The organism is Haloarcula marismortui ATCC 43049 (genome assembly GCF_000011085.1).
In the GTDB taxonomy this organism is placed as follows: Archaea; Halobacteriota; Halobacteria; order Halobacteriales; family Haloarculaceae; genus Haloarcula; species Haloarcula marismortui.
This window is the reverse complement of sequence record NC_006396.1, coordinates 1,423,275-1,440,678: the sequence shown is the minus strand read 5'-3', so window position 1 is coordinate 1,440,678 and position 17,404 is coordinate 1,423,275. Positions and strand designations below refer to the sequence as shown.

Sequence of the window (17,404 nt, the reverse complement as noted above, 5' to 3'; positions counted from 1 at the left end):
ATGGGACGACGAATCCAAGGACAACGGCGCGGCCGCGGGACCTCCACGTTCCGTGCTCCGTCGCACCGTTACAAGGCTGATCTGGAGCACCGCAAGGTCGAGGACGGCGACGTCATCGCCGGCACGGTCGTCGACATTGAGCACGACCCTGCCCGCTCGGCTCCGGTCGCTGCCGTCGAGTTCGAAGACGGCGACCGACGACTTATCCTCGCGCCGGAAGGCGTCGGGGTAGGCGACGAGCTACAGGTCGGCGTCAGCGCCGAGATCGCACCCGGGAACACGCTCCCGCTGGCCGAGATCCCAGAGGGGGTCCCGGTGTGCAACGTCGAATCCAGCCCCGGTGACGGTGGGAAGTTCGCCCGCGCGTCGGGTGTCAACGCCCAGCTGCTCACCCACGACCGCAACGTCGCGGTCGTCAAGCTCCCCTCCGGGGAGATGAAGCGGCTTGACCCGCAGTGTCGTGCTACCATCGGCGTCGTCGCCGGTGGCGGCCGAACTGACAAGCCGTTCGTGAAGGCTGGCAACAAGCATCACAAGATGAAAGCGCGAGGGACGAAGTGGCCCAACGTCCGCGGTGTGGCGATGAACGCCGTCGACCACCCGTTCGGTGGTGGCGGACGCCAGCACCCCGGCAAGCCCAAGTCCATCTCGCGGAACGCCCCGCCTGGCCGTAAGGTCGGGGACATCGCCTCGAAGCGAACAGGTCGAGGTGGCAACGAATGAGCTCAGAATATCAAATCGGCCACGAAGGAGAGTTCTCCTTCCGCGGCCACACGCTCGACGAGCTGCAGGAGATGGAGCTCGAGGAAGTCGCGGAACTGCTCCCCGCTCGACAGCGGCGAAGTATCGTACGCGGCCTGACCGAGGAGAAACACAAGCTCCTCGAGAAGGCCCGCGAGGCCGGCGAAGAGGAGACAGCCAACGACCCGATCCGGACACACCTGCGCGACATGCCGGTGGTCCCGGAGATGGTCGGGCTGACCTTCGCCGTCCACGACGGCCAGAACTTCGAGCGTGTCAAAGTCGAGCCCGAGATGCTCGGCCACTACCTCGGTGAGTTCCAGCTCACCCGGAGTAGTGTCGAACACGGTCAGGCCGGTATCGGAGCGACACGCTCCTCGAAGTTCGTACCGCTCAAATAATCATGGGAATCAGTTACTCAGTCGAAGCCGACCCGGACACGACGGCCAAAGCGATGCTCCGGGAGCGGCAGATGAGCTTCAAGCACAGCAAGGCCATCGCCCGCGAGATCAAGGGCAAAACGGCCGGCGAGGCTGTCGACTACCTCGAGGCGGTTATCGAGGGCGACCAGCCCGTTCCGTTCAAACAGCACAACTCGGGCGTCGGCCACAAAAGCAAGGTCGACGGCTGGGACGCCGGGCGCTACCCGGAGAAGGCCAGCAAGGCCTTCCTCGACCTGCTCGAGAACGCGGTCGGCAACGCCGACCACCAGGGCTTCGACGGTGAGGCCATGACCATCAAGCACGTCGCCGCCCACAAGGTCGGCGAGCAGCAGGGTCGCAAGCCCCGCGCGATGGGGCGTGCCTCGGCGTGGAATAGCCCGCAGGTCGACGTCGAACTCATCCTCGAAGAGCCGGAGGTCGAAGACTAATGGCCGACGAACAACAGTTCATCGAGGACGGACTCCAGCGGACCCAGATCGACGAGTTCTTCGCAGAGGAACTCGGTCGAGCCGGCTACGGCGGCATGGATGTCGCCAAGACGCCGATGGGGACCCAGATCGTGCTCAAAGCCGAGAAGCCAGGGATGGTCATCGGCAAGGGCGGGAAGAACATCCGGAAGATCACGACGGAACTCGAGGACCGATTCAACCTCGACGACCCGCAGGTCGACGTGCAGGAAGTCGACGAGCCGGACCTCAACGCCCGCATCGTCGCGGACCGACTGGCCAACGCACTCGAGCGTGGCTGGTACTTCCGCAAAGCGGGCCACACCACCATCGACCGCATCATGGAGTCGGGCGCACTCGGCGCAGAGATCGTCCTCTCCGGCAAGGTCACTGGTGCACGCTCGCGCGTTGAGAAGTTCAACCGCGGCTACGTCAAGCACAACGGCGAACCCGCAGAGGAGATCGTCGACAGCGGCGTCGGCGTCGCCGTGATGAAGCTCGGAACCATCGGGGTCCGAGTCAAGATCATCCCGCCGAACGCGGAGCTCCCCGACGACTTCGAGATCTACGAGGATGTCGACGTCGAGGACTACGTGGCCGACACCGACGGCGAGTCCGTCGAGGAACTCCTCGAAGGCGAGCCCGAAGACAGCGAGACGGCCGAAGAGCTCGACGAGGACGTGGCCGCCGGGGCCGACGACGACTCCGAGGCTGACGAGGAGTTCGTCGACGAGGAAATCGTCGAAGAAGACGTCGAAGTCCCGACTGACGACGATGTCGAGGATGTCGACGTTGACGAACTCGAAGAGGCTGTCGACGAGGAACTCGACGAGGACGTCGAGGCGGAAGCCGAAGAGCTGATGGATGAAATGGACGAGGAGGGTGACGACGAATGACCGTCCTCCACGTCCAGGAAATTCGGGACATGACGCCCGCCGAACGCGAGGCGGAACTCGACGACCTGAAGACCGAACTACTGAACGCCCGGGCCGTCCAGGCCGCGGGTGGTGCGCCGGAGAACCCCGGTCGCATCAAGGAGCTGCGGAAGGCCATCGCCCGCATCAAGACGATTCAGGGCGAAGAAGGCGACCTGCAGGAGAACGAATAATGCCACTAACACCCGAGACGCTCCCACGACACGAACTCGTCGGCCTCGACTGCGAGGTCGTCGCGGCGTCCAATCCGGATGTCATCGGTATCAGCGGAACTGTCGTCATGGAGACGACACAGATGCTGACACTCGAGGGGGCCGACCGGGTGTGGCACGTGCCGAAGGACAGCGCGACGTTCGCGTTCGACCTGTCGACCGAGACGGTTCTCGTCGACGGCGACCGCCTCGTTGCCCGTCCCGCTCGTCGCACAGAGAACACAGGAGATTCACTATGGCGCTAGGACTGAACGTACAGGAACCGGAGGAGACCTGTGCCGATCAGAACTGCCCGTTCCACGGAGAGCTCTCCGTGCGCGGACAGACACTGAACGGCGAGGTAGCCTCCACTGACATGGAGAAGACCGTTGTCGTCGAGCGCGAGTACGACGTGAAGGTGCCGAAATACGACCGCTTTATGAAGCGGCGGAGCCGCGTTCCGGCTCACGCACCGGACTGTCTCGACCTCGCGGTCGGTGACACGGTCACGATAGCAGAGTGTCGACCGCTCTCGAAAACGAAAAGCCACGTCGTCGTTGGCGTGGTCGCCGACGAACAGGACGGTGATGCCTGATGGAAGCACTCGGTGCTGACGTCACGCAAGGCCTAGAGAAGGGCTCGCTCATCACGTGTGCGGACAACACGGGAGCGCGCGAACTCAAGGTCATTTCCGTCCACGGCTACTCGGGAACGAAGAACCGCCACCCCAAAGCTGGGCTGGGCGACAAGATCACGGTCTCGGTCACCAAGGGGACGCCCGAAATGCGTCGTCAGGTGCTCGAAGCCGTCGTCGTCCGCCAGCGAAAGCCGATCCGTCGACCCGACGGCACCCGCGTCAAGTTCGAAGACAACGCGGCCGTCATCGTCGACGAAAACGAGGACCCGCGCGGGACCGAGCTGAAAGGTCCAATCGCACGGGAAGTCGCACAGCGATTCGGCAGTGTGGCATCAGCAGCGACGATGATTGTATAGAACCATGAGCAAGCAACCAGACAAACAACGCAAGAGTCAACGACGTGCCCCGCTTCACGAGCGGCACAAGCAGGTCCGGGCGACGCTGAGCGCCGACCTCCGCGAGGAGTACGGCCAGCGGAACGTCCGCGTCAACGCTGGTGACACCGTTGAGGTGCTCCGTGGTGACTTCGCCGGCGAAGAAGGCGAAGTCATCAACGTGGACCTCGACAAGGCTGTCATCCACGTCGAAGACGTCACGCTCGAAAAGACAGACGGCGAGGAAGTCCCGCGACCGCTGGACACCTCGAACGTCCGCGTGACAGACCTGGACCTCGAAGACGAGAAGCGCGAGGCGCGTCTCGAATCGGAGGATGATTCCGCATGAGTAACCACCAGAAGCGACTCTCGGTGCCAAACAGTTGGCCCGTAGAGCGCAAAACCGCGACGTTTACGGTGAAAGCCGGTGCCGGCCCACACGGTGAGTCGGGGGTTCCCCTGCTCATCGTCCTTCGGGACGTGCTCGGCTACGCCGACAACCGCAAAGAAGCCCGCTACGCTCTCAACGAGGACAACGTCCTCATCAACGGGAAGGCCATTTCTGACGAGGAACGCCCCGTCGGGATGTTCGACATCCTGGCCTTCACCGAGCGCGAGGAGTACTACCGCGTGTTCCCCGGCGAGGGTGGTCGGCTGGCGCTGACCGCAATCGACCCGGACGCGGCACAGTCCAAGCTCGGCAAAATCGTCACCAAGACGCACGTCTCCGGTGGCGACGTCCAGCTGGGTCTCCACGACGGTGAGACGCTCATCGTTGAGGACGACCAGACCTACGACGCTGGCGACTCCATCGTCGTCGGCAACGAGGACGGCGAAGTCGTTGCCCACTTCGAATACGAAGAGGGCGCACTCGTCACGGCCGTCGACGGTGCCCACGCGGGCGAAGTCGGCGAAGTCGAGGAGATTCAGGTGACGCCGGGTTCGGCCCAGAACAACGTGATCGTCTCGCAGGACGAGGGCGAAGGCTTCGAGACAGTCGAAGAGTACGTCGTCGTCATCGACGAGAACTTCACGGGTGATGATGAATGAGCTCCGAGAGTGAGTCCGGCGGCGACTTCCACGAGATGCGCGAACCGCGTATCGAGAAGGTCGTCGTTCACATGGGTATCGGCCACGGTGGCCGTGACCTCGCCAACGCAGAGGACATCCTCGGGGAGATCACCGGGCAGATGCCGGTTCGAACGAAGGCCAAGCGGACTGTCGGCGAGTTCGACATCCGCGAGGGCGACCCCATCGGTGCGAAGGTCACCCTCCGCGACGAGATGGCCGAGGAGTTCCTCCAGACGGCGCTGCCGCTCGCTGAACTGGCGACAAGTCAGTTCGACGACACCGGCAACTTCAGCTTCGGCGTCGAGGAACACACCGAGTTCCCGAGCCAGGAGTACGACCCGAGCATCGGAATCTACGGGCTGGACGTGACGGTCAACCTCGTCCGTCCCGGCTACCGCGTCGCCAAGCGCGACAAGGCGTCGCGCTCGATTCCGACGAAGCATCGACTCAACCCGGCGGACGCCGTCGCCTTCATCGAGTCGACCTACGACGTGGAGGTGAGCGAATGAGCGAAAGTGAAACCACAGACGAGCCCGATTCCGAGACGGCATCCAGTGAGCGAACTGGCCAGCTCGAGTCCTGTCAGCGCTGCGGTCGCGAACAGGGACTCGTCGGCAAGTACGACATCTGGCTGTGCCGCCAGTGCTTCCGCGAGATTTCGCGAGGCATGGGCTTCAGGAAGTACAGCTAACAATGACAGGGAACGACCCATTTGCCAACGCACTGTCGGCGCTTAACAACGCCGAAAGCGTCGGGCACCTAGAGCAGACAGTATCGCCAGCTTCGAACGAGATCGGCAGCGTCCTCGAGGTCTTCTACGACCGCGGGTACATCGACGGATTCAGTTTCGTCGACGACGGCAAAGCCGGCGAGTTCGAAGTTGAACTGAAAGGAGCCATCAACGAGTGTGGCCCGGTCAAGCCCCGCTACTCTGCGGGCGCAGACGAGTTCGAGAAGTGGGAGAAGCGGTTCCTCCCCGCCCGTGACTACGGGACCCTCGTCGTGACGACCAGCCACGGCATCATGAGCCACTACGAGGCTCGTGAGCAGGGCGTTGGTGGCCAAGTCATCGCGTACGTATACTAACAATGCCACGAGTAGAACTGGAGATTCCGGAGGACGTGGACGCCGAGCAGGACCACCTTGACATCACTGTCGAGGGGGACAACGGCAGCGTCACACGTCGGCTCTGGTACCCTGACATCGACGTGTCTGTCGACGGCGACACGGTCGTCATCGAATCCGATGAAGACAACGCCAAGACGATGTCGACGATCGGTACCTTCCAGAGCCACATCGAGAATATGTTCCACGGCGTGACCGAGGGCTGGGAGTACGGTATGGAGGTCTTTTACTCTCACTTCCCGATGCAGGTCAACGTCGAGGGTGACGAAGTCGTCATCGAGAACTTCCTGGGCGAGAAGGCCCCCCGCCGCACGACGATCCACGGCGACACGGACGTCGAGATCGACGGGGAAGAGCTGACTGTCAGCGGTCCCGACATCGAAGCTGTCGGACAGACCGCCGCGGACATCGAGCAGCTCACGCGTATCAACGACAAGGACGTGCGTGTGTTTCAGGACGGGGTGTACATCACCCGCAAACCGAACCGAGGTGACGCCTGATGGCGGATAACGAGGAAGACGTCGAGGCAGAGGAAGAGTACACCGAACTGACCGACATCAGCGGCGTCGGCCCGTCCAAGGCGGAGTCACTCCGCGAGGCCGGCTTCGAATCGGTCGAAGACGTTCGCGGTGCCGACCAGTCCGCGCTCGCCGATGTCAGCGGTATCGGGAACGCGCTGGCGGCCCGAATCAAGGCTGACGTTGGCGGACTCGAAGTTGAGTCCGAGACCGAAGCCGAAGTCGAAGAGGAAGGCGGCGAGGAAGCGCCCGACGAGGACGTGGAGACGGAACTCCAGGCCCGCGGGCTCACCGAGAAGACGCCAGACCTCTCCGATGAGGACGCGCGGCTACTGACCCAGCGACACCGGGTCGGCAAGCCGCAGTTCAACCGTCAGGACCACCACAAGAAAAAGCGCGTCTCGACCTCGTGGCGCAAGCCCCGCGGCCAGCTCTCGAAGCAGCGCCGCGGTATCAAGGGCAAGGGCGACACGGTCGAGGCGGGCTTCCGCTCGCCGACCGCGGTTCGCGGCAAGCATCCGTCCGGCTTCGAGGAGGTTCGCGTGCACAACGTGGACGACCTCGAAGGCGTCGACGGCGACACAGAGGCTGTCCGGATCGCCTCGAAGGTCGGTGCTCGCAAGCGCGAGCGAATCGAAGAGGAAGCCGAGGACGCGGGCATCCGTGTGCTCAACCCCACCTACGTCGAAGTCGAGGTGAGTGAGTGATGACTGATCTCTCCGCACAGAAGCGACTCGCGGCTGACGTCCTCGACGTCGGGAAGAACCGCGTCTGGTTCAATCCCGAGCGACAGGGCGACATCGCCGACGCGATTACCCGCGAGGACGTTCGCGAGCTGGTCGATGAGGGCGCCATTCAGGCGAAAGACAAGAAAGGCAACTCCCGTGGACGCGCCCGGGAGCGCCAGAAGAAGCGTGCGTACGGCCACCAGAAGGGAGCCGGTTCCCGGAAAGGGAAGGCAGGCGCACGGCAGAACTCCAAGGAGGACTGGGAGTCACGCATCCGCGCACAGCGGACGAAGCTGCGCGAACTGCGTGACGAGGGAACGCTTTCGAGTTCGCAGTACCGCGACCTGTACGACAAGGCCGGCGGTGGCGAGTTCGACAGCGTTGCCGATCTCGAACGTTACATCGACGCAAACCACGGTGACGCATAATGGCGACAGGACCACGATATAAAGTACCGATGCGGCGACGCCGCGAGGCCAGAACCGATTACCATCAGCGGTTGCGCCTGTTGAAATCCGGTAAGCCACGTCTCGTTGCTCGAAAGAGCAATAAACACGTCAGGGCGCAGCTGGTGACGCTTGGCCCCAACGGCGATGACACTCTCGCGTCCGCTCACTCGAGCGATCTCGCCGAGTACGGCTGGGAGGCCCCGACGGGCAACATGCCCTCGGCATACCTCACCGGTCTGCTCGCCGGGCTTCGCGCGCAGGAAGCGGGCGTCGAGGAGGCAGTGCTTGACATCGGACTCAACAGCCCGACCCCCGGAAGCAAAGTATTCGCAATACAGGAAGGCGCAATCGACGCCGGCCTGGACATTCCGCACAACGACGACGTACTCGCCGACTGGCAGCGCACGCGCGGTGCCCACATCGCCGAGTACGACGAGCAGCTCGAGGAGCCGCTGTACAGCGGCGACTTCGACGCTGCAGACCTCCCGGAGCACTTCGACGAGCTCCGAGAGACCCTACTGGACGGTGACATCGAACTATGAGTGCTAACAACGGATGGGAGCCACGGACACGCCTCGGCAAGCAGGTCGTCGAGGGCGAAATCGACTCCATGCAGGAGGCGCTGAACTCCGGGCTCCCGCTGAAAGAATCGGAAGTCGTCGACCAGCTCGTTCCTGATCTGGAAGACGAAGTGCTGGACATCAACATGGTCCAGCGGATGACAGACTCCGGCCGCCGCGTGAAGTTCCGCTGCGTGGTCGCCGTTGGCAATCGCGACGGCCTCATCGGCTACGCCGAAGGGCGCGACGACCAGGTCGGCGGTGCCATCCAGAAAGCCATCGACATCGCGAAGCTGAACATCATCGATGTCTCCCGCGGCTGCGGGTCCTGGGAGTGTGGCTGTGGCCGTCCGCACACGGTCGCGCTGCGCACCGAGGGCAAGGCCGGGAGCGTCGAGGTTGAGCTGCAGCCGGCCCCGCGAGGGCTGGGCCTCGCGGGCGGAGAGACCGTCCGCAAGGTGCTCGAACTCGCCGGTATCGAGGATATCTGGACACGCAGTAGCGGGAACACGCGCACGACGGTCAACTTCGCAAAGGCGACGTTCAACGCCCTGCAGAACACGGCCGAGGCGCGTGTCCCCGAACGAACCTTCGAGAAACGAGAGGTGATCGAGTGATGCACGCACTCGTCCAGCTCCGTGGCGAAGTCAATATGCACACTGACATCCAGGACACGCTGGAGATGCTCAACATCCACCACGTGAACCACTGCACGCTCGTCCCTGAGACGGACGCCTACCGCGGCATGGTGGCGAAGGTCAACGACTTCGTCGCCTTTGGCGAGCCGAGCCAGGAGACGCTGGAGACGGTTCTGGCGACGCGCGCTGAGCCGCTCGAAGGCGACGCCGACGTCGACGACGAGTGGGTCGCCGAGCACACGGATTACGACGATATCTCCGGGCTCGCGTTCGCGCTCCTCTCCGAGGAGACGACGCTGCGCGAGCAGGGTCTGTCCCCGACGCTCCGTCTCCACCCGCCCCGTGGCGGCCACGACGGCGTCAAACACCCCGTCAAGGAGGGCGGGCAGCTCGGGAAACACGACACCGAGGGAATCGACGACCTCCTGGAGGCGATGCGATAATGACGAGTAAAAAGAAACGACAGCGCGGCTCACGCACGCACGGCGGCGGCTCACACAAGAACCGACGTGGTGCCGGTCACCGCGGTGGTCGCGGTGACGCAGGCCGTGACAAGCACGAGTTCCACAACCACGAGCCGCTCGGCAAGAGTGGCTTCAAGCGCCCGCAGAAGGTGCAGGAAGAGGCCGCAACCATCGACGTTCGCGAGATCGACGAGAACGTCACGCTGCTGGCCGCCGATGACGTCGCCGAAGTCGAAGACGGTGGCTTCCGCGTCGATGTCCGTGATGTGGTCGAAGAGGCCGACGACGCCGATTACGTGAAGGTACTCGGTGCGGGCCAAGTGCGCCACGAACTCACGCTCATCGCCGACGACTTCTCCGAGGGCGCTCGCGAGAAGGTTGAGGGCGCAGGCGGGAGTGTCGAACTGACCGACCTCGGCGAGGAGCGCCAGGCCGAGGCCGAAGAAACCGAAGACGCGGACGCGGACGAGGAATAACGAACGATGAGCTGGAAGGACACCGCCGAACCACTGCTTGTCCGGATGCCCGCAGTCCAGCGGCCGGAAGGACACGTCCCGTTCAAGCGCAAGCTCACTTGGACAGGTGGCGTGCTCCTGCTGTATTTCTTCCTGACGAACGTGAAGCTGTTCGGGCTGGACATCGACGCCAGCCAGCAGGTGTTCGGGCGCTTCTCGTCGATTCTGGCCTCTGGCCAGGGGAGCATCATGCAGCTGGGTATCGGTCCGATCGTCACGGCGTCCATCGTGTTACAGCTCCTCGGTGGGGCGGACCTGCTCGGGCTGAACACCCAAGACGACCCGCGTGACCAGATCCTCTATCAGGGGCTCCAGAAGCTGCTGGTACTCGTGATGATCTGTCTCACCGGGCTCCCGATGGTGTTCGCTGGTGGGTTCCTGCCGGCTGACACGGCGGTCGCGAACTCACTGGGTATCGGCACGGCCGGTGTCCAGTGGCTCATCTTCGCCCAGATGTTCGTCGGCGGTGTCCTCATCCTGTTCATGGACGAGGTCATCTCCAAATGGGGCGTTGGCTCCGGTATCGGCCTGTTCATTGTCGCCGGCGTGAGCCAACGGCTTGTCGGTGGCCTCTTGACGGCCCCGTTCCTCGGGAACAGCGAGGGCATCATCTACACCTGGTACCTGTTCATCACCGGCGAGCGCGGCACCGGGCCAGTGTTGGCCGCTGATGGCCTCCAGACCGTGTTGCTCCAAGGCGAACTGCTGGGGCTGTTCACAACGGTCCTCATCTTCGCAGTGGTCGTCTACGCCGAATCGGTCCGTGTCGAGATCCCGCTGTCGAACGCCCGCGTGAAAGGAGCCCGTGGCCGATTCCCGGTCAAGCTCATCTACGCGAGCGTCCTGCCGATGATCCTCGTCCGGGCGCTTCAGGCGAACATCCAGTTCCTGGGCCGGATCCTGAACGCCCAGCTGGGTTCGATGCCGGCGTTCCTCGGCACGTACGCCAACGGCCAGCCGACCGGCGGCCTGTTCTACTTCCTTGCCCCAATCCAGAGCCGTGGCGACTGGATGTGGTGGCTTGAAGGCACGGCCCAGCCAGTCTGGCAGATCCTGACCCGCGTCGGCATCGACCTGTTCGTCATGCTGGTCGGCGGCGCAGTCTTCGCCGTGTTCTGGGTCGAGACCACCGACATGGGTCCGGAAGCGACGGCCAAGCAGATCCACAACTCCGGGATGCAGATCCCCGGCTTCCGACAGAACGTCGGCGTCATCGAGAAGGTCCTTGAGCGGTACATCCCGCAAGTGACTGTTATCGGTGGTGCCTTGGTCGGGCTGCTCGCAGTGATGGCCAACATGCTGGGTACCATCGGCGGCGTCTCCGGTACCGGACTGCTGCTGACAGTCTCCATCACGTACAAGCTGTACGAGGAGATCGCCGAAGAGCAGCTCATGGAGATGCATCCGATGATGCGCCAGATGTTCGGATAGTTCTTGAATATCATATTCTCTAATTTCTCAACGACCTCTGAGCCGCTGCTTTGGCCTCAATCTTCCCTGGCCAAGAGGTGGTCCGCTGATAGAGATACGAGCGCATACCCCCGCCTTCCCGTGAGTGGCGAGTGTTCCGACGCTCTGTCGGACCGAGGAGCGAACAGGCGGGGGTCGAGCGGACAGCATAGTGTGACAGTCCACCGTTCTATTGCAGGGCTGGATTTCCTACCGTTTCCGCAAGACATTTGCCTGACAGGACCATAGTGTGTAGCACGGGTGAAGACCACACGGCACGCAACCTACAACCTCAACTACCACATAGTGTGGCTCCCGAAGTCTCGCAGAACCGACGGTTCTGCGGATATCGCGGAACGCAGTTCCGCTCAATACCGTAAGGCGGTACTGACCGGAGAGGTTGCCGACCGTGTGGAATCCATCCTCCACGAAATTGCCGACGAGAAGGGCTTGGACATTCAAAACCTGACTGTTCAGCCCGACCACGTTCATTTGTTCGTCAGTAGCCCGCCCAAACACAGCCCATCGCTGCTCGCCAACTGGTTCAAGCGCATTTCCTCACGGAAGTACAATCACCGCCACACCGACCACGACGGCGAGAAAATCCGGTGGGCACGCGGCTACTACGCCGGCACAGCCGGGCACGTCTCCAGCGAAACTGTCGAGAACTACATCGACCGACACAAGGAGGTCCAAGCGTGACCGAACTCACGAAAACGCTCGAACTGAAGCTTGTGGACCCGAACACCCACAAGCGACAGAAGCTTCGTGAGACACAGGACGCGTACCAGCAGGCACTCCAAGCCGCTTTCGCCGCTGGCTGTGACACACAGTCAGCGGCCAACGACGTGGTTGTTGAGTACGACCTGAGCGGCTACGCGAAAAACGCCCTCAAGAAGTACGTCCCACAACTCTGTGGGAACAGCTATGACGCCGACGAGCTTCACGACAACCACCCGGTGCGGTTCACCAATGAGGGATTGCAACTTGACCACCAGCCACAGAACGCCATCGAGTGGTACGTCAAAATCCCGCACCACGAGGATTACCACCTCTGGATTCCAGCACGCGCTAATCCCGAACAGCGGGAGTGGCTCGAAGCGTTAGACGCAGACGACGCCGAGATGGGTGAAAGTCGGCTGTTTGAGCGGGACGGAACGTGGTATCTCCACATCACCGTTACCCGCGACGTGGAGGACCAATCTGAGGCGTCCGCCGACGAGCGGACACCGCCAGACGAGTCTGGCGAGCCCTGTCTCGCTGGACTCGACAGGACGCCGATAGGCGTGGATATTGGAGAAGCGAGTCTCGTCACGGTGTGTCACCGCGACGGCTCTGGTTCTCCGGTTCGCCCCCGCCTGTGGGCCGACGACGGTAAAGCCGTTCGTCGGCTCCGCAAAACCTACTTCACCGCCAAGCGACGGCTTCAGCAGCGCGGCAGTGAGCGAATCGCGGAGTCCTACGGCGACTCGCTGTGGGACCAGATTGACGACGTGTTCCACCGTGTAACCCGTGAGGTCGTGGAGTACGCCGAGTCTGTCGAGAACCCAGTGTTGGTGCTGGAAGACCTGACGTACATCCGCGAGAACATGGACTACGGCGAGTACATGAACCGCCGGTTGCACGGATGGGGGTTTGCCAAGCTCCACGCACAGATTCGCTACAAAGCCACAGAGAAGGGGATTCCCGTCGAGACGGTGAATCCCCGGAACACGTCGAAGGCGTTCCATGCCTGCGGTGAACACGGCTCCCGGCCACGACAGGCGACGTTCAGATGCTCGAACGACGACTGCTGGCTCGGTGAGTATCAAGCCGACGTGAACGGGGCGATAAATATTGCAGACCGCTACCGTAGTGGAGAGAGTCACCGCCGAAGCGACCGGAGTTCCCGGCAGAAGGCCGGTGACGATGACTCGGCTACGGATGGGGCCTCTTTGACCGGGCCACAAGACAGCCACGCCGATGCTGGAACCCAGCAGGAGACGCGTGGAACGTATGCGTCTTGAAACCAACAGGTCGCTACACTCGGCCTGAAATCCCGTGGTGGGATTCCTCCGCGTTCACGCGGAGGAAGAGGTCAAATGCGGTATCATCAGCTGCGCTACCCGCGGCGACGAGACGCTCGATACGTCGGTCCACGGCTTTTCGAAACTGGAGTACCGCGGGTACGACTCCGCCAGCGTCGTGCTGGCGAACAGTCATATCGACATGTGCAAACACTCAGGCAAAATCGCTGACCTGCGCGAGGCACTCTCCGAGCACACCTCTCTGGCTCGGTCGGCATCGGCCACACCCGCTGGAGCACCCACGGGCCGCCGACCGACGAGAACGCCCACCCCCACCAGGACTGTACCGGCGACGTCGCCGTCGTCCACAACGGCATCATCGAGAACTACCAGTCCCTGCGGGACGAACTCGTCGGGGCCGGCCACACCTTCACCTCCGATACCGACACGGAGGTCGTCCCCCACCTCATCGAGGACGCCTTGGAAGCGGGGGCCGACCCCGAGGACGCCGTCCGCGAGGCGATCAGCCGCCTGGACGGGAGCTACGCCGTCGCCGTCGTCGTCGCTGGCTGTGACTCGGTGTTCGCCGCGCGCAACGACTCGCCGCTCGTCCTTGGTATCGATGACGGCGCGACCTACCTGGCGAGCGACGTGCCCGCATTCCGGGACTTCACCGACAAGGTCGTCTACCTCGCCGACGGGGAGTTCGCCCGCCTCAACGGCGACGGCTGGACCGTCACTGACACCGACGGCACCGTCATCGAGAAGGACGTCGACACCGTTCAGTGGGACCCCGAGGAGACCGGCAAGAGCGGCTACGACCACTTCATGCTCAAGGAAATCCACGAGCAACCGCGCGCGCTCCGGCAGTGCCTGCGTGGCCGCGTCGACGAACTCGCCGGGACGGTCGACATCGGCGACCTCGGGGACCTCTCCCCGACCGGCGTCCAGTTCGTCGCCTGTGGGACCTCGTATCACGCCGCCCTCCACGGCGCACAACTGTTCCGCGAAGCGGGCATTCCCGCCCAGGCGTTCCTCGCCAGCGAGTACGCGACTGCGACGCCGCCTATCGGCGACGCCTTAGTCGTCGGCGTCACCCAGAGCGGCGAAACCGCAGACACGCTCTCGGCGCTCCGGGCGGCCCGCCGCTGCGGTGCACGCACGCTGGCCGTGACCAACGTGGTCGGCTCCACTGCGGCCCGCGAATGCGACCACGCGCTGTATATCCGCGCCGGCCCGGAGATTGGCGTCGCCGCCACCAAGACCTTCGCCTCGCAGCTGGCGGCGCTGAACCTGCTCGCACTCGGTACGTCCTCGACCGGCGACGCCCGGCAGGTCATCAGCGCGCTCCGTGACCTGCCCGGCCACGTCCAGGAGGTCCTCGACGAATCTGCCGCCCAGGAAATCGCCGAGCTGTACCAAGACGCCGACGCCTACTTCTTCATCGGCCGCGGCTATCAGGAGCCCGTGGCGCTGGAGGGCGCGCTGAAAATGAAAGAAATCACCTACAAGCACGCCGAGGGCTTCGCGTCCGGCGAACTGAAACACGGTCCGCTGGCGCTGGTGACCGAGAACACGCCGGTGTTCGCTATCGTGACCGGCGACGACGAACGCGCCCACAAGACCATCGGGAACGTCAAAGAGGTCGAAGCGCGGGACGCCCCGGTGGTGGCGATTACGGACGGGCAAAACGACGTCGAACGCTATGCCGACCACGTACTCGAGATTCCGGCGACCCATCCGCGAGCCGCCGCCGTGTTGGCGAACACACATCTACAGCTGGTGTCGTATCACACGGCCGCGTTGCTCGGGCGAAACATCGACAAGCCCCGGAATCTGGCGAAAAGCGTAACGGTGGAGTGAGTAGCTCCGACAGACGGAATCGTAATTGCGGTGTCTCTCCGGGTCGATTGTTTCATCACTGAAGAGGTCTGGTAGCGTCGGAGAACCCGCCTCGGGGAGAACGTCTCACACCTGCAAGTGGATATCGGGTTGTAGACTGGTTTTATAAATAATGTCCTCTAGCGAGAGAGCGCCGCCCGAACCACAACCAGTACATCTCCGAGCACTTTCCAGACTTGCCGGATGACTAGCTTCAGGTCGAACGCAAAGGACTGCTTGCGGATGTATTTCAGGTCGAGGCGGAGTTTTTCTGAGGGGTTCGTACTCTTGATATCGTTCACTTGGGCCAAGCCCGTCAGCCCGGGTTTGACGAACCACCGCTGGCGCCAGGACCGGGTATCGGCCTCCAATAAGGACTCTTCCGCCGTCCAGACCGCCCGTGGTCCGACTACACTCATATCACCGACGAGAATCGACCAGAGCTGTGGCGTTTCGTCCAGATGCGTTCGGCGGAGCACCCTCCCGACATCAGTAATACGGTTGTTCTCGTCGTCTTCTACTGGCGTCGCTGACTCCTCGTCCGGAGACATACTTCTGAATTTGTAGATATTGAAAGCTTCACCGAACACCGCCGTTCGTTCCTGTGTATACAGTATCGGCCCGCCGTCATCTATCTTGATAGCGGCTGCAATCACGATAATCACGGGTGACAAGAGAATCAATCCGACAGTTGCAAACACAACGTCGAACGCTCGTTTCAGGATGTAGTCCTGGATGTCCCAGGGTTCGATTTCCACGTCGACCAGCATCCCAACGTCCGTGTCGGCGGTCAACACGGAGTCAGTGTGGTCGCGGTGGACTTTGGCGCTGACACCGTACTCGTAACAGGCATCGAGCGCGCCGAAAAACTCCGCTCTGTCGGCATGTTCGAACGCCAAAACCACGGTATCGACGTCGTACTCCACGAGGACGTCTTCGATCCGTGAGAGTCCGCCCAACCGTTCCAGCCCACCCGTGCTGGTGCCACCGTCAGCGATAGCTTCGGCGGTCCCGTTCCGCGTCCTGACGGCATTCGTCGGACAGAGGTATCCCAGGAGCGGTTCGTTGACCTCACTGGCGACCTCTTCGATAACTTGGAGGTCATCGCCGACGACAATGGTTCGCTCGCCGCTCGACGGCGGCCGTTCGCGGATCCACACGAACCACGCGGGCAGTGTGACGAGCAACAACGGGGTCACCAACACGACGGTCAGGCGCGGCAGTCGGTACGTATAGTCGAAATAACCGATTGTCGCGAGCACGAGAGCCGCCACGAGCACCCGTTTTTGTGCCAGTGTGACGGCGTTAAGAATCCGGCGCGGGCGAGGTTTATACAGCGGGAAGAACACACTGACGGCGACTCCAATTGTGACGAGGAGTTCGAACGTGAACTCCGACCCTGTCGGGGGGTCGGTCGGGAGCCGGCTGAGGACCGGGATTGTGGTCACTACCGACTGAACGGTCGCGTTGTTGACAACTGCGACGGCAACCGCTGTCAGAACGATGACGCCGGTCACGCTTGCAATCCGGTATCGCCAGCCACTATCCATCATGAATGTGATTGCCGAGTTCCGTGATAAGTCCTGCGTCACAGGCCTCAGTTGAGTACGCGCGGAGGCACAGCCGCACTGCTCCGTATGTCCGCCGGTAGTGAGAGCAAATGTTGCCGACAAGAAACTTGAGAGCCGAGACGACCGTAGCGAGTACACCAGTACAGGCGTCTCCGTTTCACTTGCCCGCGGCGATGCTTCCGCCAGTTATTTTAGGGCCAATCTCGTCTTGGAGTCGTCTTTTTCCTGGTCGCGGTCCTCGTGGTAGCCGACGTCGATGCGCCAGCCGTCGAGGCCGATGGCGTCGATGGTGCGGCCCGACTGGATGAGCAGATCCACCGCGTCGCTGATCTCGTACTCGCTGCGGTCCGACGGCTGAACGAGGTGGCAGGCGTGGAAGATGTCGGGCAAGAACGTGTAGAAGCTGGTCATTACAAGGTTGCTCGGCGGGTCGTCGGGCTTCTCGACGACATCGGTGATCTCGCCGTACTGGTTGGTGTCACAGACGCCGTACTGACTGATTTCACCCCTGGTATATTTTCGACGAGGAAGGCAGCGTTAGCACGCTCTTCCTGTTGGCGGTTGGCGACATCTTGTAGGTTTCCCCTGGAGAGATTGTCGCCGAGCATTAGCATGAAATCATCGTCGATGTGTTCTTCGACAGAAACGATTCATAATAATAA

General features: G+C 62.6%; 24 protein-coding genes and 2 pseudogenes. 24 read left to right on the top strand and 2 right to left on the bottom strand.

The genetic code is table 11. The annotated features are described in order from the left end of the window. The 24 genes and pseudogenes from RR_RS11185 to glmS all read left to right on the top strand — a co-directional run bounded on the left by RR_RS11185 (position 1) and on the right by glmS (position 15,153). The gene (locus RR_RS11185) at positions 1 to 723 is read left to right on the top strand and encodes a 50S ribosomal protein L2 (RefSeq protein ID WP_004957415.1); all 723 of its coding nucleotides are present in this window, start codon (positions 1 to 3) and stop codon (positions 721 to 723) included. Continuing rightward, a complete protein-coding gene (locus tag RR_RS11180) occupies positions 720 to 1,142 on the top strand; it encodes a 30S ribosomal protein S19 (protein WP_004516967.1) in 423 nt (140 codons plus the stop codon). Before RR_RS11185 ends, RR_RS11180 begins: the two co-directional genes overlap by 4 nt. Before the next feature lie 2 nt (positions 1,143 to 1,144). Beyond that, positions 1,145 to 1,612, top strand: a complete 468-nt coding sequence (locus RR_RS11175) for a 50S ribosomal protein L22 (RefSeq protein ID WP_011223742.1) — start codon at positions 1,145 to 1,147, stop codon at positions 1,610 to 1,612. Continuing rightward, positions 1,612 to 2,526 (top strand): 30S ribosomal protein S3, encoded by a 915-nt coding sequence (locus tag RR_RS11170; protein WP_004957404.1) that lies wholly within the window; start codon positions 1,612 to 1,614, stop codon positions 2,524 to 2,526. Before RR_RS11175 ends, RR_RS11170 begins: the two co-directional genes overlap by 1 nt. Then, entirely contained in the window at positions 2,523 to 2,738 is a 216-nt protein-coding gene (rpmC, locus tag RR_RS11165; protein WP_004516964.1) for a 50S ribosomal protein L29, read from the top strand. Before RR_RS11170 ends, rpmC begins: the two co-directional genes overlap by 4 nt. Then, positions 2,738 to 3,022 carry a ribonuclease P protein component 1 gene (locus tag RR_RS11160; RefSeq protein WP_007187647.1) on the top strand — a complete coding sequence of 95 codons (285 nt, stop codon included), beginning with the start codon at positions 2,738 to 2,740 and terminating at the stop codon, positions 3,020 to 3,022. The genes rpmC and RR_RS11160 overlap by 1 nt, the downstream gene beginning before the upstream one ends. Beyond that, positions 3,013 to 3,351 (top strand): 30S ribosomal protein S17, encoded by a 339-nt coding sequence (locus tag RR_RS11155; RefSeq protein ID WP_004591559.1) that lies wholly within the window; start codon positions 3,013 to 3,015, stop codon positions 3,349 to 3,351. Before RR_RS11160 ends, RR_RS11155 begins: the two co-directional genes overlap by 10 nt. Beyond that, a complete protein-coding gene (locus RR_RS11150) occupies positions 3,351 to 3,749 on the top strand; it encodes a 50S ribosomal protein L14 (protein ID WP_004516961.1) in 399 nt (132 codons plus the stop codon). Before RR_RS11155 ends, RR_RS11150 begins: the two co-directional genes overlap by 1 nt. Before the next feature lie 4 nt (positions 3,750 to 3,753). Continuing rightward, positions 3,754 to 4,116: a 50S ribosomal protein L24 gene (gene rplX / locus RR_RS11145; RefSeq protein ID WP_004957398.1), complete on the top strand. Its 363-nt coding sequence runs from the start codon at positions 3,754 to 3,756 to the stop codon at positions 4,114 to 4,116. After that, a complete protein-coding gene (locus tag RR_RS11140) occupies positions 4,113 to 4,817 on the top strand; it encodes a 30S ribosomal protein S4e (protein ID WP_011223741.1) in 705 nt (234 codons plus the stop codon). The genes rplX and RR_RS11140 overlap by 4 nt, the downstream gene beginning before the upstream one ends. Next, the gene (locus RR_RS11135; protein ID WP_004957391.1) at positions 4,814 to 5,347 is read left to right on the top strand and encodes a 50S ribosomal protein L5; all 534 of its coding nucleotides are present in this window, start codon (positions 4,814 to 4,816) and stop codon (positions 5,345 to 5,347) included. Before RR_RS11140 ends, RR_RS11135 begins: the two co-directional genes overlap by 4 nt. After that, entirely contained in the window at positions 5,344 to 5,529 is a 186-nt protein-coding gene (locus tag RR_RS11130) for a 30S ribosomal protein S14 (RefSeq protein WP_004591563.1), read from the top strand. The genes RR_RS11135 and RR_RS11130 overlap by 4 nt, the downstream gene beginning before the upstream one ends. 2 nt (positions 5,530 to 5,531) lie before the next feature. Next, positions 5,532 to 5,924, top strand: a complete 393-nt coding sequence (locus tag RR_RS11125) for a 30S ribosomal protein S8 (RefSeq protein WP_004516956.1) — start codon at positions 5,532 to 5,534, stop codon at positions 5,922 to 5,924. 2 nt (positions 5,925 to 5,926) lie between these two features. Further along, positions 5,927 to 6,463 carry a 50S ribosomal protein L6 gene (locus RR_RS11120; protein ID WP_011223740.1) on the top strand — a complete coding sequence of 179 codons (537 nt, stop codon included), beginning with the start codon at positions 5,927 to 5,929 and terminating at the stop codon, positions 6,461 to 6,463. Further along, a complete protein-coding gene (locus tag RR_RS11115; protein ID WP_011223739.1) occupies positions 6,463 to 7,188 on the top strand; it encodes a 50S ribosomal protein L32e in 726 nt (241 codons plus the stop codon). Before RR_RS11120 ends, RR_RS11115 begins: the two co-directional genes overlap by 1 nt. Continuing rightward, positions 7,188 to 7,637 (top strand): 50S ribosomal protein L19e, encoded by a 450-nt coding sequence (locus RR_RS11110; protein WP_004516953.1) that lies wholly within the window; start codon positions 7,188 to 7,190, stop codon positions 7,635 to 7,637. Before RR_RS11115 ends, RR_RS11110 begins: the two co-directional genes overlap by 1 nt. Then, positions 7,637 to 8,200 carry a 50S ribosomal protein L18 gene (locus RR_RS11105; RefSeq protein ID WP_011223738.1) on the top strand — a complete coding sequence of 188 codons (564 nt, stop codon included), beginning with the start codon at positions 7,637 to 7,639 and terminating at the stop codon, positions 8,198 to 8,200. Before RR_RS11110 ends, RR_RS11105 begins: the two co-directional genes overlap by 1 nt. Next, entirely contained in the window at positions 8,197 to 8,835 is a 639-nt protein-coding gene (locus RR_RS11100) for a 30S ribosomal protein S5 (RefSeq protein WP_004957374.1), read from the top strand. The genes RR_RS11105 and RR_RS11100 overlap by 4 nt, the downstream gene beginning before the upstream one ends. After that, complete coding sequence (gene rpmD, locus RR_RS11095; protein WP_004957369.1) at positions 8,835 to 9,299, top strand: 50S ribosomal protein L30; 465 nt, start codon at positions 8,835 to 8,837, stop codon at positions 9,297 to 9,299. The genes RR_RS11100 and rpmD overlap by 1 nt, the downstream gene beginning before the upstream one ends. Further along, positions 9,299 to 9,796, top strand: coding sequence for an uL15m family ribosomal protein (locus RR_RS11090; RefSeq protein ID WP_011223737.1), 498 nt, complete (start codon positions 9,299 to 9,301; stop codon positions 9,794 to 9,796). The genes rpmD and RR_RS11090 overlap by 1 nt, the downstream gene beginning before the upstream one ends. Before the next feature lie 6 nt (positions 9,797 to 9,802). Next, positions 9,803 to 11,266, top strand: a complete 1,464-nt coding sequence (gene secY / locus RR_RS11085; protein WP_011223736.1) for a preprotein translocase subunit SecY — start codon at positions 9,803 to 9,805, stop codon at positions 11,264 to 11,266. Positions 11,267 to 11,545: 279 nt separating this feature from the next. Beyond that, positions 11,546 to 11,986, top strand: coding sequence for an IS200/IS605-like element ISHma17 family transposase (gene tnpA, locus RR_RS11080; protein WP_049938896.1), 441 nt, complete (start codon positions 11,546 to 11,548; stop codon positions 11,984 to 11,986). Beyond that, the gene (locus tag RR_RS11075; RefSeq protein WP_049938895.1) at positions 11,983 to 13,290 is read left to right on the top strand and encodes an RNA-guided endonuclease TnpB family protein; all 1,308 of its coding nucleotides are present in this window, start codon (positions 11,983 to 11,985) and stop codon (positions 13,288 to 13,290) included. Before tnpA ends, RR_RS11075 begins: the two co-directional genes overlap by 4 nt. A gap of 37 nt (positions 13,291 to 13,327) precedes the next feature. After that, positions 13,328 to 15,153, top strand: a pseudogene (gene glmS / locus RR_RS11070) (glutamine--fructose-6-phosphate transaminase (isomerizing)). A 158-nt stretch (positions 15,154 to 15,311) separates the two neighbouring features. Here the strand turns inward: glmS and RR_RS11065 are convergent. Both RR_RS11065 and RR_RS11060 read right to left on the bottom strand, forming a co-directional pair. Continuing rightward, positions 15,312 to 16,721: a sugar transferase gene (locus RR_RS11065; protein ID WP_049939161.1), complete on the bottom strand. Its 1,410-nt coding sequence runs from the start codon at positions 16,719 to 16,721 to the stop codon at positions 15,312 to 15,314. A 178-nt stretch (positions 16,722 to 16,899) separates the two neighbouring features. Continuing rightward, positions 16,900 to 17,392 (bottom strand): annotated as a pseudogene (locus RR_RS11060) (sugar phosphate nucleotidyltransferase); the annotation flags it as partial. Positions 17,393 to 17,404: the final 12 nt, after the last annotated feature.

What these genes read in the sequence shown, in the direction of transcription:
- RR_RS11130 (WP_004591563.1), top strand. Translation starts at nt 5,344, where the DNA reads ATGAGCGAAAGTGAAACCACAGACGAGCCCGATTCCGAGACGGCATCC.
- RR_RS11100 (WP_004957374.1), top strand. Translation starts at nt 8,197, where the DNA reads ATGAGTGCTAACAACGGATGGGAGCCACGGACACGCCTCGGCAAGCAG.
- rpmD (WP_004957369.1), top strand. Translation starts at nt 8,835, where the DNA reads ATGCACGCACTCGTCCAGCTCCGTGGCGAAGTCAATATGCACACTGAC.
- RR_RS11140 (WP_011223741.1), top strand. Translation starts at nt 4,113, where the DNA reads ATGAGTAACCACCAGAAGCGACTCTCGGTGCCAAACAGTTGGCCCGTA.
- RR_RS11170 (WP_004957404.1), top strand. Translation starts at nt 1,612, where the DNA reads ATGGCCGACGAACAACAGTTCATCGAGGACGGACTCCAGCGGACCCAG.
- RR_RS11065 (WP_049939161.1), bottom strand. Translation starts at nt 16,721, where the DNA reads ATGGATAGTGGCTGGCGATACCGGATTGCAAGCGTGACCGGCGTCATC.
- RR_RS11150 (WP_004516961.1), top strand. Translation starts at nt 3,351, where the DNA reads ATGGAAGCACTCGGTGCTGACGTCACGCAAGGCCTAGAGAAGGGCTCG.
- RR_RS11120 (WP_011223740.1), top strand. Translation starts at nt 5,927, where the DNA reads ATGCCACGAGTAGAACTGGAGATTCCGGAGGACGTGGACGCCGAGCAG.
- RR_RS11175 (WP_011223742.1), top strand. Translation starts at nt 1,145, where the DNA reads ATGGGAATCAGTTACTCAGTCGAAGCCGACCCGGACACGACGGCCAAA.
- RR_RS11090 (WP_011223737.1), top strand. Translation starts at nt 9,299, where the DNA reads ATGACGAGTAAAAAGAAACGACAGCGCGGCTCACGCACGCACGGCGGC.
- RR_RS11125 (WP_004516956.1), top strand. Translation starts at nt 5,532, where the DNA reads ATGACAGGGAACGACCCATTTGCCAACGCACTGTCGGCGCTTAACAAC.
- rpmC (WP_004516964.1), top strand. Translation starts at nt 2,523, where the DNA reads ATGACCGTCCTCCACGTCCAGGAAATTCGGGACATGACGCCCGCCGAA.
- rplX (WP_004957398.1), top strand. Translation starts at nt 3,754, where the DNA reads ATGAGCAAGCAACCAGACAAACAACGCAAGAGTCAACGACGTGCCCCG.
- RR_RS11115 (WP_011223739.1), top strand. Translation starts at nt 6,463, where the DNA reads ATGGCGGATAACGAGGAAGACGTCGAGGCAGAGGAAGAGTACACCGAA.
- RR_RS11155 (WP_004591559.1), top strand. Translation starts at nt 3,013, where the DNA reads ATGGCGCTAGGACTGAACGTACAGGAACCGGAGGAGACCTGTGCCGAT.
- RR_RS11185 (WP_004957415.1), top strand. Translation starts at nt 1, where the DNA reads ATGGGACGACGAATCCAAGGACAACGGCGCGGCCGCGGGACCTCCACG.
- RR_RS11105 (WP_011223738.1), top strand. Translation starts at nt 7,637, where the DNA reads ATGGCGACAGGACCACGATATAAAGTACCGATGCGGCGACGCCGCGAG.
- secY (WP_011223736.1), top strand. Translation starts at nt 9,803, where the DNA reads ATGAGCTGGAAGGACACCGCCGAACCACTGCTTGTCCGGATGCCCGCA.
- RR_RS11110 (WP_004516953.1), top strand. Translation starts at nt 7,188, where the DNA reads ATGACTGATCTCTCCGCACAGAAGCGACTCGCGGCTGACGTCCTCGAC.
- RR_RS11135 (WP_004957391.1), top strand. Translation starts at nt 4,814, where the DNA reads ATGAGCTCCGAGAGTGAGTCCGGCGGCGACTTCCACGAGATGCGCGAA.
- RR_RS11160 (WP_007187647.1), top strand. Translation starts at nt 2,738, where the DNA reads ATGCCACTAACACCCGAGACGCTCCCACGACACGAACTCGTCGGCCTC.
- RR_RS11180 (WP_004516967.1), top strand. Translation starts at nt 720, where the DNA reads ATGAGCTCAGAATATCAAATCGGCCACGAAGGAGAGTTCTCCTTCCGC.